This window comes from Arcicella aquatica, assembly GCF_034928825.1.
GTDB lineage: Bacteria > Bacteroidota > Bacteroidia > Cytophagales > Spirosomataceae > Arcicella > Arcicella aquatica.
Genome location: NZ_JAYFUL010000013.1, coordinates 89,179 through 105,226, shown reverse-complemented (window position 1 = coordinate 105,226; position 16,048 = coordinate 89,179). Strand labels below are relative to the sequence as shown.

12 protein-coding genes are annotated in these 16,048 nt (G+C 36.6%); 1 reads left to right on the top strand and 11 read right to left on the bottom strand.

Annotation, left to right across the window (positions count from 1 at the left end; all coding sequences use genetic code 11):
- Positions 1-114: 114 nt before the first annotated feature.
- The 5 genes from VB264_RS10430 to VB264_RS10410 all read right to left on the bottom strand — a co-directional run bounded on the left by VB264_RS10430 (position 115) and on the right by VB264_RS10410 (position 5,827).
- Entirely contained in the window at positions 115-1,386 is a 1,272-nt protein-coding gene (locus VB264_RS10430) for a T9SS type A sorting domain-containing protein (protein ID WP_323249113.1), read from the bottom strand.
- Between the two features lie 345 nt (positions 1,387-1,731).
- Positions 1,732-2,616 (bottom strand): AraC family transcriptional regulator, encoded by an 885-nt coding sequence (locus VB264_RS10425; protein WP_323249111.1) that lies wholly within the window; start codon positions 2,614-2,616, stop codon positions 1,732-1,734.
- Positions 2,617-2,800: 184 nt separating this feature from the next.
- Positions 2,801-3,418 (bottom strand): 3-keto-disaccharide hydrolase, encoded by a 618-nt coding sequence (locus VB264_RS10420; RefSeq protein WP_323249110.1) that lies wholly within the window; start codon positions 3,416-3,418, stop codon positions 2,801-2,803.
- Between the two features lie 81 nt (positions 3,419-3,499).
- A complete protein-coding gene (locus VB264_RS10415; RefSeq protein ID WP_323249109.1) occupies positions 3,500-5,218 on the bottom strand; it encodes a GMC family oxidoreductase in 1,719 nt (572 codons plus the stop codon).
- A gap of 90 nt (positions 5,219-5,308) precedes the next feature.
- Positions 5,309-5,827 carry a gluconate 2-dehydrogenase subunit 3 family protein gene (locus tag VB264_RS10410; RefSeq protein WP_323249107.1) on the bottom strand — a complete coding sequence of 173 codons (519 nt, stop codon included), beginning with the start codon at positions 5,825-5,827 and terminating at the stop codon, positions 5,309-5,311.
- Between the two features lie 242 nt (positions 5,828-6,069).
- Here VB264_RS10410 and VB264_RS10405 point away from each other — a divergent pair, with 242 nt between their 5' ends.
- On the top strand, positions 6,070-7,152 hold the full coding sequence (locus VB264_RS10405; RefSeq protein ID WP_323249106.1) for a Gfo/Idh/MocA family protein: 1,083 nt from the start codon (positions 6,070-6,072) through the stop codon (positions 7,150-7,152).
- On the opposite strand, the gene VB264_RS10400 is transcribed toward VB264_RS10405, so the two are convergent.
- From VB264_RS10400 to VB264_RS10375, 6 genes are all read right to left on the bottom strand, one after another.
- The gene (locus tag VB264_RS10400) at positions 7,147-7,980 is read right to left on the bottom strand and encodes a beta-1,6-N-acetylglucosaminyltransferase (RefSeq protein ID WP_323249104.1); all 834 of its coding nucleotides are present in this window, start codon (positions 7,978-7,980) and stop codon (positions 7,147-7,149) included. The two genes, VB264_RS10405 and VB264_RS10400, sit on opposite strands and share 6 nt — an antisense overlap.
- On the bottom strand, positions 7,980-9,335 hold the full coding sequence (locus VB264_RS10395; RefSeq protein ID WP_323249103.1) for an oligosaccharide flippase family protein: 1,356 nt from the start codon (positions 9,333-9,335) through the stop codon (positions 7,980-7,982). The genes VB264_RS10400 and VB264_RS10395 overlap by 1 nt, the downstream gene beginning before the upstream one ends.
- Before the next feature lie 83 nt (positions 9,336-9,418).
- Complete coding sequence (locus tag VB264_RS10390; protein ID WP_323249102.1) at positions 9,419-10,624, bottom strand: glycosyltransferase; 1,206 nt, start codon at positions 10,622-10,624, stop codon at positions 9,419-9,421.
- A 97-nt stretch (positions 10,625-10,721) separates the two neighbouring features.
- Positions 10,722-11,897: a glycosyltransferase gene (locus VB264_RS10385; protein WP_323249100.1), complete on the bottom strand. Its 1,176-nt coding sequence runs from the start codon at positions 11,895-11,897 to the stop codon at positions 10,722-10,724.
- A gap of 26 nt (positions 11,898-11,923) precedes the next feature.
- Positions 11,924-13,420 (bottom strand): O-antigen ligase family protein, encoded by a 1,497-nt coding sequence (locus VB264_RS10380; RefSeq protein WP_323249099.1) that lies wholly within the window; start codon positions 13,418-13,420, stop codon positions 11,924-11,926.
- A 32-nt stretch (positions 13,421-13,452) separates the two neighbouring features.
- Positions 13,453-15,999 (bottom strand): SPOR domain-containing protein, encoded by a 2,547-nt coding sequence (locus tag VB264_RS10375; protein WP_323249098.1) that lies wholly within the window; start codon positions 15,997-15,999, stop codon positions 13,453-13,455.
- Positions 16,000-16,048 lie beyond the last annotated feature (49 nt).

The window sequence follows — 16,048 nt, the reverse complement described above, 5'->3', positions numbered from 1 at the left end:
ATCTTAGGAATATAGCTGACTAACGGAACGATACAATACAGAGACATCTTCATGCGTAATTTGAAGATGTCTTTTGTATTTTTTATGGTTAGATGATTTTAATGCTTTCGTCAATTACTCTTCGATAACTAATTTAGAAGAAGCAACCCTATTCCCGCGGGTAGATTTAATAATGTAGTTTCCGCTTTTTATGTTTTCTAAGTCTATCTCTAAGGTTCTATCACAAGACTGTACTGTATAAGTTTTTTGACTGACCACAGTTCCCAACATCGAAACTACATCAATCTGTACTTGTGTGCTTGCATCATTCGGGAGTGAAATAGTAGCGTTACTTTTTGCTGGATTCGGATATAATTCTGCTTCATTCTGAGAATTTTCTGATTCATAATCAGTTGCTGCAACCCTAGCAAATGGATTACTGGCCGTTAGAGAAGCAGGGCGAACAGAAGTCTTTTGAATACTATAAGTATTATAAAAAACAATATCTTGTGACCATTGACTCACCCAATTGCCATATATGCCATCAGTAGTAATGTCATGTGAACGAGCCGCCTGACAGTCACCATTTTTAACCACTCCCCATGACCAAGCTAACCAGCCGATTTCATTCGTTTGACAAATCTGCATGACATATTTATAGTCAATATTGGTATTACAATCCCATGCTTTTTGCTGTGGTCCTTCGCCAAAAATAAATGGCATATTATTGTTTTTAGCATAATTGACCATATCCAAAAACTTAGCATTTCCGCCATCTGTCCAATAGGTATGGGCTGAGAAAATGATTTTCTTCAAAGGGTCATGGTTCAATAATTCACTCCACGTATCTTTTAACATTTGAAGGTTCTGTCCGCAACCATTGGCATCAATCATAATCGGAATAGTATATCCCGCATTGCGTAACTGTGTGATAGCACTTTTATAAGAACTTAAATATGTGGCTTTTGATACATTGCCATCTCCTGCTTCATTGGCGATATTCAAGACAGTCCACTTCTTAAAATCCATCATAGCCGCTTTGACGTCAGCTTTTAGCCAAAAATTTACACAAGTTTGTAGCTTACTAAAATCACAAGTGGCATCATTAACGGTAACTACAGGAATGGCAGAGCCTCTGGTAACGCAGTTATAAATAGAGTTCTTGAGGTCTGATACTGAGCCTGTCGTATTCCATGTAATGCGTATCATATTGGCGCCTGATTTTTTAATTTCAGGATAGGTGCTATATCCAGACTTATCTGCAGCATAAATAAACATTTCATTGACTCCTCGTGGAATCACCTTTTCATTATTTTGGGTGTACAGAAACCTACCCGTTAATTTCATTTGAGCATTAGCCATAAGCGATATAGCTAACAAGACGATTGTAAGTAACCTTGTTTTCATAATTAATTTAATTTGAGAGTTGAAATTTAATATTTGTAGTTTAACAACAGTACAAGATGATTTCAATAGTTTTGCTCATGAAATAAATGATGAATGCTGAAAATTTACATGACAATATTAATATTAAATTGAACTTTATTGTTAATGGTAAACCCTTGATTTTAAAATCAAGGGTTTACCATTAATTAAAATACATTAGCTTATGAATAAGATATTTTGATAGAAAATGCATGACCATCTCTTTAGATTTTGCTATAGAGATAACTGTACGAATGCTGTGTTTGACGATTAATTAGAAGGAAATAGGAGGGAGGGAATTAGTTATTTTGAACAACAAAGACGAGATTATTTTCCCTCATTATTATTAAAATAGCGTTCAATGTATTCGCTTGGAGACTGAGTGGTAATGCGTTTAAATACCCGATTGAAATTTGTAATACTATTGAACCCACAACTATAAGCCACATTAGCGATGGTCTCGTTGTTGCTGTTGGTTAATTTTTTACAGGCTTCATTGATTCTTACTTCGTTAAGAAACGACAAAAATGTATGTCGAGTATGTTTTTTAAAATACCTACAAAAAGCATGGGGTGTCATGTGGGCTTTATTCGCCGCATCCTCAAGTGTGATAGGCTTTTCGTATTCTTGCATGATAAAATTATAGATGTTGCTGATTCTTTGGCCTTCGTTTTCGCTGTAGTTCTGCGGTTGAGTACTCATTGAAAGGGGTAAAAGGGAGGGAATTAAAGCGATACTTTTAAGCAAATCGATAAAATGTAGCATTTGGCTAACCCCAGTACTCTTTTTAATCAATAGTATTTTATTAATTACTTCCGCTACATTTTCTTGCGGAATTTTAAAGCCATTAGAGTGTTGTTGTAGAAAACGTTTTAGTAGGTTAATTTCTGGTAAGTCGAAAAATGAAGCTAATTGTCCGCTTGGGTTAAAGAAAATAGCAGTAGCTATTACTTTCTTTTTGCTTTTTGGCTGAAAATACGAGGCTTCGCTTTTAAAAAGATGAGGTTGGTTAGCGCCCAACCAATAGATTTCATTGGAACGAAATCGGTGCATATTATTATCAGCAATCAATGTGCCTTCTCCTTGCTGAATCCACATAATCTGAATTTCCTGATGTCTGTGTAAGTGGGGATAAAAATGAGGGAGAACGTCCTTTTGAACAATGATGGTTTTATCATGAGGCACTGGAATCGTAAATGGTAGGACTTTCATATTGATTGTATTTGTTAATGAATTAGAAGCTATCATATTCTAATTACATAAAAATAAAACATTAGCTTTATTTTAACAAGTACAAGCGTAAATTATTCAAAATGATGTTAATATTCGTGTACTCATTGGTAAGATACGTTCATTATCAGGCAACTAATCATTGCCTGATAATGAACATGAGTTATTATAAATTTTTCACTTTTATATTACGCCATTTTACCTTTATGCCACCACCACTATGAATCTGAAGGGCAATAATACCTGCACGTCCTCCAATTTTATCATCATTCAGGGTGATCATTTCTTGTCCATTCACCCAAGTTGTTACTTGATTGCCCACCACTTTTATTTTCATGGTATTCCATTCGCCCATTTTCAAGGCTTTGTCTTTATCATCTGTTGGTTTAATCAGCCATCCTCTACCATAAGACTCATAAATCCCACCAGTCCAACGCCCTGGAGGAGCTACTTCTGCTTGCCAGCCTGTAATTTTTGTACCTTCTATGCTTGAGTGAAAAAACACCCCACTGTTACCGTCAGCTTCTTGTTTAAACTGAAGACTCAATTCAAAATCCTGAAAGCTTTGCTCTGTACCTAGATAGCCATATTCTTTGTCTGGTCCACTTTCACAAATCAATTCACCATTCTCAACATACCATTTTTCGGTACCATAAATCTTCCAACCACTTAAATCTTTTTGATTAAAAAGATTAATCCACTTACCTTTTTTAGGGGTTTGAGCCTGTGTAATAAAGCTTACTAACAAGCTTAGGATTAGTAAATACGCATTGATTTTTTTCATGTTTATTATGTTAAAATGACTTAAAGTCATCGTTTATTGATTTATTTATCACTCCGCATTCTAAACTCAAAATTCCTCACTTTACAAGTTTCCTTTTCTCAATTCTTTTACGGCATAATCTGCAGCACGGGCAGTAATGGCCATAAAAGTTAATGATGGATTTTGGGTTGACGTTGAGGTCATACAAGCACCATCTGTCACGAATACATTTTTACAAGTATGCAACTGATTCCATTTATTCAACAGAGATGTTTTTGGGTCTTTTCCCATACGAACACCGCCCATTTCATGAATATCTAGTCCAGGTGCTTTATTAGGCTTATCATGAGTTTGGATATTGATAAAGCCAGCTTTGGTTAACATTTCAGACATCTCATTATGAAAATCTACAATCATTTTTTCATCATTATCATCATAAGCCACTGAAATTTTCAATTGTGGAATTCCCCAAGGATCAACTAGATTGCTATCTAAAGCTACAAAATTACTTTCTTTAGGAATGGTTTCGCCCATCATGTGTGAGCCCACTCGCCAATTTCCATATTGTTGCTCGTTTAAGCTTGCTTTTAACGATTCGCCTATGCCCGAAGTATCATTTGAAGTAATTCTGCTTGAGCCAAATCCTGCGGCGTAGCCCCTTAAGAAATCCGTTTCTTGCTTGAAAATATTTCTAAAACGAGGAATGTAACTACTGTTTGGACGAATACCTTCTGTAGTAGTATTTAAAAACCCTTCGTACTCAGCCGTAATAGTAGTTCTGAAATTATGGAAAGCCATATATTTACCCAACAAACCATTATCATTTCCTAAGCCGTTCTGGAAACGATTTGATTTAGAATTCAGCAAAATCAAGTTAGAATTCAACGTAGCCGCATTCACAAAAATGATTTTAGCATAATACTCCGTCATTTCCTTCGTATGCGCATCAATCACCCTAACGCCTGTTGCTTTGTTTTTCTTTTCATCAAAAATGATAGAATGTACTACTGAATCAGGCTTCAATGTCATTTTGCCAGTACGAGCCGCCCAAGGTAGGGTAGAAGAGTTACTACTGAAATATCCACCATAAGGACAGCCACGTTGGCACAAGGAACGGTTTTGACACTGCCCTCTACCTTGTTGTAAATGAATTGGTTGAGGTTTGGTAAGGTGCGCACATCGTCCGATAATTACAGGACGAGTATTATTATAATGCTTGGCTGTTTGTTCACTAAAGTGCTTTTCTACACAAGACATCTCGTGGGGTGGTAAAAATTCGCCATCTGGTAAACTTGCAAGCCCATCTTTATTCCCTGAAATCCCTGCAAATTTTTCAACGTAACTATACCAAGGAGCAATATCTGCATAACGAATGGGCCAATCTACCGCAAAGCCATCACGAGCAGGGCCATCAAAATCATGTTCTGACCAGCGTTGTGTACCTCTTGCCCACATCAACGATTTCCCACCTACCTGATAGCCTCTAATCCAATCAAAGGGTTTTTCTTGTACATAAGGATGTTCAGCATCTTTTACGAAAAAATGGGCTGCGTCTTCGTTGAAAGCATAACATCTACTGACAATAGGATTGGCATCTTTAATCGCTTTTGGCAATTGACCAAGGTGTTCAAACTCCCAAGGATTCATCATCGTGGTAGGGTAGTCGGTAACGTGCTTTACATCACGGCCACGTTCCAATACTAAGGTTCTTAGTCCTTTTCCTGTTAGTTCTTTTGCAGCCCAACCACCGCTAATCCCAGAGCCAATCACGATGGCATCAAATGTACGGTCTTTTATAGCGTTGATATTTAAATATGACATCTTATGATTCATTTAATAATTGAGTGAATGAGTTGTGAATTAACATCACCTTAAAATTTTAGGCCGAAGCTGATGACCGACGACTGAAGGCTATCTAGGAATCGGTACACAGCCATGATAATAACCAGGAGCCATATTGAATTTCAATTGATTCACCATATAATATTCTGAATTGGTGTAGCCCTGAATTGTCAATCGTTTAATCATGTCTGCAAATTGCTTTGCTACAGGATTAGCCTCAGTATTCATTTTAAGTAATACATTGGTACGTTGATTGACATTACTTTCCAGAAAAGTCTTATTATTTATTTGTTGAGAAAGTTCATTGACTAACACAAGACCTTGTTTGAGCGTATTCTGCGCGCCTTCGCCATAACAATCATTAATCATGCGCATGGCGAATTGATGTACTTTTAATGATTTGGCACCGGGGGTATTCGTTTCTGGAATGATGGTCTCTACAATCTCAGCTAGAAGAGCTTCATCATTGATGGCTAAAGTAGAAAATTGTCCGATACTTTGGCTCGTCCAACCCGAAGCCCAAGTAGGTAAACTTACCAAGCCACCTATAGCCATCGATAAGTTCTTAATTGCAGAGCGTCTTTTCATTACATTTAAAGGTTTGTTAATATTAAATCTATACAAATCTATATTTTTTAATCTGTATACCTTACAGTGTTTTGACCTGCAATGCAATATATTGCTGATTGTTTATTTAAAATTAATCATTTTATTAATTTTAAATAGAAAAATGGATACAAATAACATATTTGTGACTAAAACAGGATAATTGTTATCTTTGATGTAATTAGTTTTGATAATCGTAATCTCAATTTTAATATTCAAATTTCATGACACTTCAAAAACAATCTATCAAAGTCCTCGTAGTGGGTTGCGGTAATATGGGAGCTTCTCATGCTATTGCATATCAGCAAACCGAAGGCTTTGAAATTTGCGGAATCGTTTCTACTGGAAAAAGTAAAGAGGTACTCAACGAACGTTTGGGTGGGGGCTATCCACTTTTTAGTGATTATGCTGAAGCACTAGCCGCTACACAACCTGATGCCGTTTGTATTTCTACTTATCCGGATACACACGAAGCATTTGCAATGATGGCTTTAGAAGCTGATTGTCATGTATTTATCGAAAAGCCTTTGGCAGATACCGTAGAAGGAGCAAAAAGAGTAGCTGATTTTGCAGCCGAAAAAGGAAAGAAAGTAGCAGTCGGGTACATCCTAAGACACCATCCTTCTTGGGAAAAGTTTGTAGAAATTGCTCAAGAAATGGGTAAGCCTTTGGTTATGCGGATGAACTTGAATCAGCAAAGTCATGGGGTGATGTGGAATGTACACCGTAACCTGATGAAAAGTTTAAGTCCGATTGTGGACTGTGGTGTGCATTATATTGATGTAATGTGCCAAATGACACGCTCGAAACCAATACAAGTAAATGCGATTGGAGCGAGATTGACAGAGGATATTCCCGAAGGAAATTATAATTATGGACAATTACAGATTCGTTTTGAAGATGGTTCTGTAGGTTGGTACGAGGCTGGTTGGGGTCCTATGATGAGCGAAACCGCATTTTTTATCAAAGACGTTATCGGTCCAAAAGGTTGTGTGTCTATTGTAGCCAAAGAAGCTGGCGGGGCTGGAAAGTCTGATAATGTAGATTCTCATACCAAAACGGAATCTTTAAGAGTCCATTATTCAGATATTAATTCCGAAAATGCTTTTGTAAAAGCTGATGAGTGGATTAACCTTACTGATGAGCCAGACCATCAGGAATTGTGTAATCGTGAACAACGTTTTTTCTTAAAAGCAATTCAAGAAGACATGGACTTGACAGACCATCTGGAAGACGCTGTAAATAGCCTTCGCATTGCTTTTGCTTGTGACGAATCTGTAAGAACGGGCTTACCTGTGATGTTATAGTGAATCTAGTTTATCTAAAATGGTAGCATCTACTGCTTCATTGAATTTACGCGCAAAGAGTTTTCCTGAGTTAAGAAGGGTTGGTAAGTCATTGATAGTAAATATTTTAGGACTAGATTGCCCTTCCGACCAGTCTATATAGCGAAGGTTATCATTTACCATATCTTTTTGGTAAATAGAATTATAAAGGAGTGTCTGAAATACGAATTCGTCACTTCCCCATGTAAGTTCAAAGAAACGTCTTACATGTTTGTGTTGTGCTAAATAATCTACGATATACTTAGCATGCGTTTGAGTAATAGCAAACCATTGAGAACGCCCAACAGGAATCAGATTGTTGGGCATTTTTCTTTTAGGCAAAAGCATATTAAGATATTTTTCTACAGTATGTTTTCTCCAAAAATTATAATTAGTTAAATGATATTTTGTTACCCTTTGAATTGCCTCGTGCCATTCTTGCTCAATAATTAAAGTCTCCATAAAAGCCTTTCCCGGATTTTCCTCAAAGTATTGGTGTATCTCAGCTGTGCTTTTTAATGGATAGTCTTGTCCACTTAGCAAATTAATATAATCGTATTGTTTTCCAGATAGTAATATCTCTTCCATGCTATTTACTGTTGCTTGTACAATACTGTACGCACCCCAATACACACTTTCACGCTTTTTGACAAGGGTTACATGGTCATTAGCCAAAGCAAGAAACGGAGTAATATCTGTTTTGAAATCTATATGGATATAAAAATCTGCATCTGGATGAGCCAGACGATTTACTAATCTTTGTAATTGCAAAGGATTTGCATGAGCTAAAATCAAATGGGCAATCTTCATTATCCAACTGTTTTGTTTTTGAATACGTACTCCTGCAATATCATTCTAATTTCGATAAATCCAGTTTTAAAAAATCCGAATAGCGTAAAATCAAGGTATTTTCTTAACCAATAATATCCAAACGCCACACCTGATAAAAATGTAAATAAAGTGGCTAAACCTACACCGACGATATTTCCGAAAACATAAATACCAATGAAGTCAAAAGTAACATTTATCGCAAGCATTACTAATACTTTATAAAAGTTAATCTTGGGTTGATGGATAATATCCAAGGTAATGCCCAGAAACCTATCTATAGGAAAAAATAGTGCAAATGACATTAAAATACGATAGACAACTACAGCATTTGTACCAGAATATTGTTTTCCTCCTAATAGCGTAATAGCAAAATCGGCGAATATAATTGCCACGACAGATACTGGAAATAACGCTAGCGTAAGCGTTCCAGCATACTTTTGCATGATTTCTACGACTTCTATTTTATTCCCTCTATTGAATGCCCCTGACATAGAAGGCATGGCTGTTGACAAAAAGCTTCTTAAAGGTATTTCTATGATTTCCATCAAACGCATCGGAACAGTGTACATCGTTACAGCGGCTGGCCCTGCTGCCCCTAAAACCGACATAATAATAAAAGTATCCGAGCTTCTAAGTAAGTTTGTGCTAATAGTAGTTCCTACACTGTATTTCCCAAAATGGAATAGCTCCATGATGCTTTCTCTTGTCCTCTTGCTCAATGTACTGATGCGTGTCCAACCTTTAAAAATACAATATAAACTTACGATACCAGAGCTCAATGCATTGATAACTAATAACAAATCAAGGCTTAGTTTCATAAAAAAGATAACAAGCAAAACCATGATAATAAATGCTCCTTGGGTAATAAAACGCAATAATAAAAGCCTATCAAAGCGTTCATCCGACTGTGAAATCCAAGAGGCAATCGCAGAAGGCAAAGTAAATAAGAACGTAATACCAAACCATTTGATAATGCTAATAATACCGATACTATCAATATAAGGCAAAAAGAATGCTGCGATAATATTTACACCAACGAGCGTTCCTGTAATCAATAAACTCAAAAACCAAACAGACCCTAATACAGTATCAGCTCTGCTTTTTTCAGCACCAGTATAAAACTTTATCATGGCAATCTGTAAGAAGCCAACCCTAAAAGTATCCAATAAAACAAAGACTGACTGAAAGAAAAACCAATAGCCAATTTCCCCAGGCTCCATATTACGGAGTAATATACTCACAGTTAACATTGCCAAAACAGACATTGAACCATTACCCAGAAGAGACAAGAAATGTTTGTTTTTTAGTTTTAAGATGATATTCTGAATGTCCATATGTGGTAGTAAATATGTTTTGCTGAGAATTCCGTGTTTGTTTTTGAATAAAAACAGGAATATATCTGTTGATTTCGTTTAAGCTAGCTTTTCAGCAATTGTTCTTGTACTGAATAAATCTGTGCTACACAAGCTTCCCAAGTATGGCTTTTTGCACAGACAATAGCGGCTTTTCTTGCTTCTTCGCTTTGTGGTAATAAAGCCTTACTGATGGCTTTATTATACCCTTCTGTTCCCAGAGCCAGCTCTACATGTGGTAAAAACATTTTCATCGCTGGTGTTTCTGTTGCTACGGTTGGTTTTCCCATGGCCAAGTATTCATCTATCTTCCTTGGGTAATTTCCTATTGTCAAAGCATTTACCAATTGAGGGTTCATGCATACATCCAAGTACTGCATATAGGATGGCAACTGGCTTGAATCTTTTGAACCTAAGAAATGTACATTCTTGATTTTGTGTAAGCGGCTTTGTTGAAACATGATTTCTTCTGGGCCGATTAGCACTATTTGCCAAGTAGGGTTTGCATCTGCTATGTTTTCAAGCAATTTAATGTCTAATCTTTCGCCTGTCAGAAAACCCACATAGCCAATTCTAGGATGAGGAATACTAGCCAAATCAGTAGGCTCGGTATAAGTAAAGTCTGCTTGGTAAATATCTGTTTCACATCCTTGACCAATATCTAAACTAAGGGGATTATGCTTTCGTGCATAGTCAGCTAAGTATGCTGAATTGGCAAAAACAGCATCTGCTAATGCGACAGTTTCAGGTTCAAGCCTAGTACCATGATATTTAAAGTAGGGATGTTCAACCAAATTATCTCTGATGTAGTAAAAACTCAATAATGGTTGGAGATATTTTTTGGTAAAAAGGCCAGTAAAGATTTGACTATCATTCAGTACTACAACTTTGTCATGATGCCACCCCAATTTTCTAAGCGCATTGTTCAAACTCTTAAAAAAACCTTTACCATTGCGTTCATTTAAGAAATTATAAAGGCTTAAATTCTTCAGCTTATTGACAGAATAGCTAATCGTAGAAGGCGTATGAACCCATAAGTTCTCGCCGACTTTGACGGTATCTTCCCCAAAACCCAGCGAAATTTTTAATCGCTGTTTTTCATGGGCAGTTTTTGTTTGAGTCAGGAGCGTCTTGATGCCCATTGCTGGATTGACATACAACACAGGTTTAGACTTGCTAAACTCCACTGCCAAGTTTCTGGCATTACTTCCCAAGTCTAATGCCCATTCTTGTTGTGCAATAACGATATATGCTTCAACTTTTTCTGACATTTCTTCTATTTTTAGTTTTTAAACCTTGCATAAAGCCCCATGTGAGGCAAATGATGGCTGGTATGGCTATGACTCCCCAAGGCATATTTTTAACTGTTTAATGCTCACTATCTCCGTGAGGCGTATGGATAAATTGCTTACGTGCTTTACCGATTTTCATCATGGCTTTCATCATAGAAATTATCGCTCCAGGTATTTGTAAAAATGCCATCAAAAGTTGTCTGTTATACCATCTTGTAGGAATCCCTAATAATAGCGAAATAGCAAAGAGAATAAATAAGCCTATGCTGTAATTTAGGTATCTTGAAGAAACAATAAAAGAAACCGCCAACCAAAGTAACATTACTGCTACAAGCATTACCCTCGGAAATATCAAGGTTTGAAATGCTTTATTAAAGAAGGCGATATTTCCTTTAAAAAGCTGTACCCAGCCTTCTACAAAGTACTTCTCTAAAACTTCAATTTGCATGGCAAACCATCTACTGCGCTGTTGAACGAATACATCTGACTTGGCTACTTTTTCGTCATATACATATTGTCCATCCAAGAAAGCTATTTGTTTACCTTGTCGGGCAATTCTAAATTCTAATTCTTTGTCTTCACCCGAAGTATCGCCAATATCTTGTATGAAATCTACAAATAATTTCCAGTCAAATGCCATTCCGCTACCAATCAATGCTGAAGGTAAGCCTACTGCTACATGACCACGGCGGAAAAAGTTGTTATTCATTTCTTCTGTACAAGCATCCAATAAGGCAAAAGGAGTTTGAAGGTTTTTAGCCGTTCTATGCCCCTGTACTACTTCGTATCCTTGTTCAAAAGCATCGTTTACGGCATGTAGGAATCCTTGCGCCATGTGGTTATCCGCATCAAGGATTAATAAGATATCGACTGGGTCATTGATGGTGGCTTCAATGGCTTTTTGTAAGGCTTTTCCTTTGGTACTTTTCTCAAAGCTTACTTCTATTACTTTGATGGGTAAAGAACGAAGAGTACTAAGAGTCTTTTCACTGAATGAGTCTGCAATGATTACGACTTCAAATAAATCTGCTGGATAGTCTTGTTTGATGGCTTCACGGGCTGTCGCAATGATAACAGCATCCTCTTTATAACCGGGAATAAAAATGCGAATTTTTCTGAGTTTACTTGCCTTTGGAAAATGTGTTTTCTTCGCAAATGTTCCTGCTAATGCAAAAAAGAGCAAGTAAAATATCTGAATAGATAAGTAAACAAGGATGATTAATTGGATAGCGGTACCTATTTGCTGTATCATTTTGTTATTTAATGGTTTTGGTTCCTTTAAAAATCATTTGAATATTCGTACTTGTCAGATATTTCGGGCGTATTTAAGGCAATATCATCTGCTTTATTGACAGGTGTATCCCATCGTGGACTCAGCCAGATTAATGCCCAACTAATATATACAACTGCCGATGTAGGCATGGTATTCAATACTTCATTGCCATAACTACATAATAATATCCCTGTTGAACCAGCACATAAGCATATCAACTGGTTTTTAAGCACGGGGTCTCGTGTTTTCCAAATAATCCCTGCTGATTTTCCAGTAATATACAACATTATTCCGAACCAAGTTAGAAAACCAACAATACCGTACATACCCCATATTTTTACATATAAACTATCAGGGGCGATATGTGAAATATACTTGTCGCTATTGAATGATTCTCCCCATTGTCCCATGGTGCCAACTCCTGCTCCAAAAGGCTTAGAACTCAGATAATCGCTTAATCGCTTTTGATTCATGAACCTTAATTGCAACGATGGGTCATCGGGGTCTAGTGAACTCCTAAGACGTACAATCTCGGCACTACCGTTTCCGATATTAGTATATTTTAGTATTCCAATAAAGGTTAGCCCAACAACAGCACCAACAATCAAGATTTCAGTTTGCTTTATCAATACTAAAAAAGCAAATCCCCCTCCAATTAAAGCAAACATTGCACCCCTAGTACCAGAAATCAACATGCCATAAAGGATAAACATCCCTGCGATAAAGTACCATAATTTTTTCTTGAAACTATACGGACCCGTAGCCAAGATAATGCACATGATAGCTAATTGAGCTTGAGAAGCTCCAAATTGGGCGGCATCAAAATAGTATGAAAAAATTCTTAATTTCCCGAAGATAACGTGTGTTACTTTCCCTCCGTTTTCCAGCCAAGTATTTTCGGCATCATCAAGTCCAATGTACAATTGCTTCATACCATACAATGCTCCAGCAAAAGAAAATAGGATGATGATATTAAGAAATAAATCAATGTCTGATCTCTTATTTAGCAATAGTATGGATAATGAAACAGTGAGAATCCAATACAACAATAGCGTTCTCATTTCATAAACCCATCCCAAGATGCTAGGTCTTTCTGGGTTTCCAATTTGCAGAATAGTCATAATTCCCCAAGCCACGATTACCCAAAACAAATCTATATTCAAATGTCTTTTTCGGAACCTGTTACTCTGATGGAATATTACGGCAAATAGGGTGACAAATAACAATGCTTCCATCCCTAAACCAACTTGTAGCCCTGCTATATGCCTACCAATGGTGGGCATAACAAAACAATAAATCAAGAAACCAATAATTCCGAGACGTGGTCTAAAAAATATCAAAATCATGAAGCCTGCGGCAAAGGGCAAAACCAACAAGAGAAAGCCAATGGCAATACCTTTTTTAGCAATGACAATGCCCATAAAAACAGCAAACATGATAGCTGGAATAAGCCAGATATTACCTAATTTATTTCTTGAAGTATAAAATAAATTTTTGTCCATGCAGGTTTTTCGTCTTCACATTACAATGATAGTTATTTCTTTTCAGTGTAAACCCAACTCTTTTTGCCAAATTTTCTGTTAATCTCTTTTGCTTCAGCCAATGCTTCGGTCTGTGAAGAGAAAGCTGCAAAAGCTACTCGAACAGAACTTTCTCCTTGTTTTGGAGTAATTATTTGAGCATTTGGGAAACCTGTGTTATTGAGCTCTTTTACATACGCTTTAGCATTGGCTTCACTACTAAAATTACCTGCAACAACAAAATAATTATTGGTAGATGATATGGGTGCTACTGTATTCTCCGATGTTTGTGCGGGAGTATTGAAGTCAGTAGTAGCGCCAAATCCATCGTCTGGTTTTGATGCAAAAGTAGTATCTGGCTGTTTCTGTACAACTAACGTATCAGCCTTTATAGCAGTTTTGCTGTTTTTGCGATACATATAAATGGCAGCTGTGGACAAAAGAATGCCTGTTATCAACCCAAAGATGACGATTAAGTTGCTTTTTTTAGCTTTATTGTTGGGCTCTTCATACCTAACACTACCAGTATGTGCATTATTTGCAGCTACTATTTTATCAATAGATTTTCTATTACCAAACTCAAACTTGGCTACTCTTTTAACAAATGCACGTAATAGATTTCTTTTCTTTGGTACTTCGCCGATATACTCTTCTGCAAAATTTATATCAACACCATTTAAAATAAACCAAGGTTTGTTACCAGTAGTTTTAGTAAAAATAGAAATCATTTCTTTATCTATTTTAGTCCAGATTCTATTGGCTCTGCATAACAAGATGGTAGCATTTAACCTTGGAAACGATTCAGGTTTGATAATCATGTTTTCTAATGGAGGAAACTCAATTAAACAAAAATCTGCGTTTAGGCTTTCTCTGAAATCATAATCATTATTCCAGCTATGTGTTTCTACGCTATAGTCTAAGTCTGTTAGTTCCTTCGCTAGTAAGTAGGCAATGGTAGACTTTCCTTCGCTTTTTTGAGTACTAATCAAACCAATAGTAACGGGTTTCTGGGTGAGGTCAACTGTTGCGAGCAATTGTTGCATTAACCTCAAGTTTGATTTTAATAAAAAAGAAGGATTTTCATTGAGCAAAGGGTATACGCCTAGTAAGGGTAGCCCGACAATATTTTTAGCCCGTTGGGGTTCCATCAAAGTTTTATTGATAAGCGCCTGCGTAAGGATAAGTGCTAAGACCAATACAAAGCCAACCAAAAAACCTACGATTACTAAAACCATTCTTTTGGATGCGTTGGCCTTCAATGGTAAGAACGGAGGGTCTACCACATTAAGCTTGGCCGTAATTTCTGTATTTTGTTGATTTAGCTTTGCGGCATTCAAATTGTGGAGTAAATCAAGGTATTCTTGTTCTGAAATAGCAATAAGTCGCTCAATTTTTTTCAACATTGCTCCCATTGGGGCAAACTTTCTATATTCTTCTTGAAACTCCGCTTTTCGTTTATCCATTACAGTTAAACGCGCTTTACTTTGTTCAAAAGCAAGTGTTGTACTTAGCCATTGGTCTAATACTGTTTTGGTTGGTATTCCACTTGGCGTCATCGATTCCACATAGAGATTCTCTAAAGATGACTTCAACTTTTTTTCAAGTCGAGCAGCCACCGTCTTTAGGCTATCCATTTGGCCGTTCTTCTCGCCTTTTTTGTTCATTAAATCTTCAAGGGCAATTTTGCTGTAGATATCTGCCAGTTTCTCTCTTTCTTTGATTACGTCGCTTCCGTATAAAGTCTGATATGTTCTACCCTTAATATTTTCGTTTACTTTGGCTAAAGAAGAGCTTGATGCCATTTTATCCATTTCTAGATTATGGTTCATCGCATATAAAACCTCTCGTTCCCCTGCTACAGCTTTGGTTTGTTCATAATAGTTAATGATGTCGTTATCTTTGTTGAATGCCAAAAATAGGCGCTCAGCAGAGTCTAATTTAGAAAACGCTTTTTTAGTTTCGATTTCAAAATAAGTCAATGCACTTGTAGTCTGACCTTCTTTTAACTGCCTATGTTTCAACATAAACACTTGCTCCAATAATTCAAGTGTACGTTTACAGATAAATGGGTCGTTAGCTTCATAAGAAATCTTAATCAAGTCACTATTACTAATTCTTGAAGACTTTATTTTATTAAGTACATCAATAGAATAGTAATGATTGTCAGAGTGAATGAGTTTGTAAATAGGGTTCTCTTCACTTTTTGACATATAGGCAACTACAGCGTCTCGTGTTTCGGCTACAGTTGATTTAACAAGTTTTCTTCTAAGAGATTCAGGAATTAGCTTTTGTAGTTCATCGTAGGCTCCCCATGTAATTACGTTAGGGTCGTGTTTTTTTAAGAAAAGGTGTTCTGAGAGTAGTTGTACAGCTACTTCTTCTTTGGTCTCTCTTGAATCAATTACGGTAAGTAAGTTGTCAAATGCGTTACTGGTAGCGAAATAATCGGCTTTTATAATTCCACTAAGACTGTAGCCAGAGGCTATCCCTGTATAAATAATAGACTCTGAAGAATATACTTTCTTTTCTTTTCTGGTAAGGTAAAAAATGGTAAATGCCAAAGCACAAGGGATTAAAATTAACCACTTTAGATTTTTGACAATTAGTCTT

Coding starts and splice junctions, on each gene's coding strand:
- VB264_RS10430 (WP_323249113.1), bottom strand. CDS start 1,386: ATGAAAACAAGGTTACTTACAATCGTCTTGTTAGCTATATCGCTTATG.
- VB264_RS10425 (WP_323249111.1), bottom strand. CDS start 2,616: ATGAAAGTCCTACCATTTACGATTCCAGTGCCTCATGATAAAACCATC.
- VB264_RS10420 (WP_323249110.1), bottom strand. CDS start 3,418: ATGAAAAAAATCAATGCGTATTTACTAATCCTAAGCTTGTTAGTAAGC.
- VB264_RS10415 (WP_323249109.1), bottom strand. CDS start 5,218: ATGTCATATTTAAATATCAACGCTATAAAAGACCGTACATTTGATGCC.
- VB264_RS10410 (WP_323249107.1), bottom strand. CDS start 5,827: ATGAAAAGACGCTCTGCAATTAAGAACTTATCGATGGCTATAGGTGGC.
- VB264_RS10405 (WP_323249106.1), top strand. CDS start 6,070: ATGACACTTCAAAAACAATCTATCAAAGTCCTCGTAGTGGGTTGCGGT.
- VB264_RS10400 (WP_323249104.1), bottom strand. CDS start 7,980: ATGAAGATTGCCCATTTGATTTTAGCTCATGCAAATCCTTTGCAATTA.
- VB264_RS10395 (WP_323249103.1), bottom strand. CDS start 9,335: ATGGACATTCAGAATATCATCTTAAAACTAAAAAACAAACATTTCTTG.
- VB264_RS10390 (WP_323249102.1), bottom strand. CDS start 10,624: ATGTCAGAAAAAGTTGAAGCATATATCGTTATTGCACAACAAGAATGG.
- VB264_RS10385 (WP_323249100.1), bottom strand. CDS start 11,897: ATGATACAGCAAATAGGTACCGCTATCCAATTAATCATCCTTGTTTAC.
- VB264_RS10380 (WP_323249099.1), bottom strand. CDS start 13,420: ATGGACAAAAATTTATTTTATACTTCAAGAAATAAATTAGGTAATATC.